This is a genomic window from Streptomyces calidiresistens (assembly GCF_014141525.1).
Classification (GTDB): Bacteria; Actinomycetota; Actinomycetes; order Streptomycetales; family Streptomycetaceae; genus Streptomyces; species Streptomyces calidiresistens.
In genome coordinates this window covers 1-1,772 of record NZ_VKHS01000980.1, presented here as the reverse complement: position 1 = coordinate 1,772, position 1,772 = coordinate 1, and the positions used below count along the sequence as shown (strand labels likewise).

Annotated in this window: 1 protein-coding gene; it reads right to left on the bottom strand. The window is 73.2% G+C overall.

The window, feature by feature from the left end; genetic code table 11:
- Positions 1 to 208 precede the first annotated feature (208 nt).
- Positions 209 to 1,772 (bottom strand): hypothetical protein (locus tag FOE67_RS24700; RefSeq protein ID WP_182667040.1); only part of this gene is annotated, 1,564 nt, incomplete at its 5' end.

Here is a 1,772-nt window from a genome sequence, read left to right as displayed (position 1 = left end):
GTGTCGCGGTAGGAGGTGGGCACCACGGCCGGGGTGGTGGGGCGGTAGGCGTCGGCGATCAGCCGGGCCGCCTCGCGGGCGGCTTCGGTCTCGGTCAGCGGGGTGGTGGGCTCGGTCATGACGGGGCGCTCCTCGGCTCTGGCGGGTGGTGCGGGAATGGGGGCGGCCCGCCCGGTGGGTGCCGGGCGGGCCGCGAGTCGGTGGGTGGTCAGGGGTGGTCGGGCAGGGCGTAGACGCCGCGCCCACGCCGCACAAGGGCGCCGGTGCCCGCGAGTTCACCGGCGGCGTTGTTGACCGTTCCGGCGGCGAGGTCGGGCAGGTGCCGGCGGATCTCGCGCAGCGGGAGCGGGCCGTGTTCGGCCAGGACGGCGAGGATGCGGTCGGCGACCGGGGCGGGTCCGGCCGGGGCGGCGGGGCGGGACGCGAGGAGGTGGTCCAGGCCGTCGCCGATCTCCTCGCCGAACCCGTCGTCCCCGCTGCCGTCGTCGGCGGCGAGCAGCTGCTCCGCGCGGGCCAGCGCCCGGGCGTAGGCGTCGTCGAACACGCTCTGCTCCTCTGCGGTGAGCAGCGGCATCGGCGCGGACTCGTACAACGCGATCAGGTGGGGGTAGGTGCGGTCGATCTTCTCGGCCCGCCACACCCGCATCCGGGCCACGGTGCCGCCCTGGATGAGGTTGGCCATGCCCGCCGTGGTCGGGCCCTGGGCTTCCTCGCAGCCCGCGTAGGCGGCGTCCACATCGGTGCCGCCGCCGAACCGTTCGGGGATCGGCACCAGCTCCACATGCGGGGGCAGGACGCCGTCGGTGGCCATGCCCTGGGTGGTGCTGCTGGTGGTGCGGCCCATCCACACCGAGCCGGTTTTGGCGTTGGCGCGCAGCTTGGCCTTGTCCCCGAGGTCGGCGAGGTGGATGCTCTGGGCGGCGAACCGGATGCCGACGCCCATCTTCCTTCCGGTGCTCTGGAACGCGGCGATCAGCGCGATCACCCACTGCTTGAAATCCTTGGACACCTCCGCTTCGGCCGACAGGATCAGATTCAGCTCATCGAGTGTCAGGTTCACCAACGGCCACGGGCTGTTGAGAGCGAACGATCCCCACCCGTTGGCCGATGAGACCTGCTGGCGGTACTTGGCGACGGCGTAGGCGGCGGCCAGCGTGGCGCCGGTGGCCGCGATCCCCTTGCCGAAATGAGCCACGCGACCGTCGCACTCGGGCAGGCTCATGCCGTCCTGGGCGTCGGCGACCAGGCTGACCACCCCACTGATCCGCTCCGCGATCAACAAGGTGTTCAGGGCCACCGATTTCCCGGCACCGGGCGCTCCGACGAACAGGTCGGTCGTCGCGCCCAACGCGGGCTTGTAGAGGTGGATACGGGCGGGCCGGCCGTCGTGCTGGACGCCCAGCGCGATCCGACCCTGATCGTCCATGGTGAGGTCGGCGACGGTGGCCTCCCGGACGGTGAGCAGCGGGTGCTCCTCATAGACCGACACCATCCCGTCGGCCAGGCCGTCGTGCTGGCACACCACCAGCTCGCGATCGCGGATGCCGAGGGAGCGGGCGATGCGGGCGTGGGGCAGGGAGATCAGTTCGTCGTCGGCGGCCTGGACGCGGTAGGCGATGCGTCCGGGTTCGGCGCGGGCGGCGATCAGGCGCATCCCGGCCAGGGGGCCGCCGGGGGCGGCGAGGGTGGCGTCCCACAGGGCGCGGGCGTCGGGGTCCATGTCCCGCTCGCCCCGGTCGTCCTCGCCGTCGGCGGGGGCGGGTCCGAGGGTG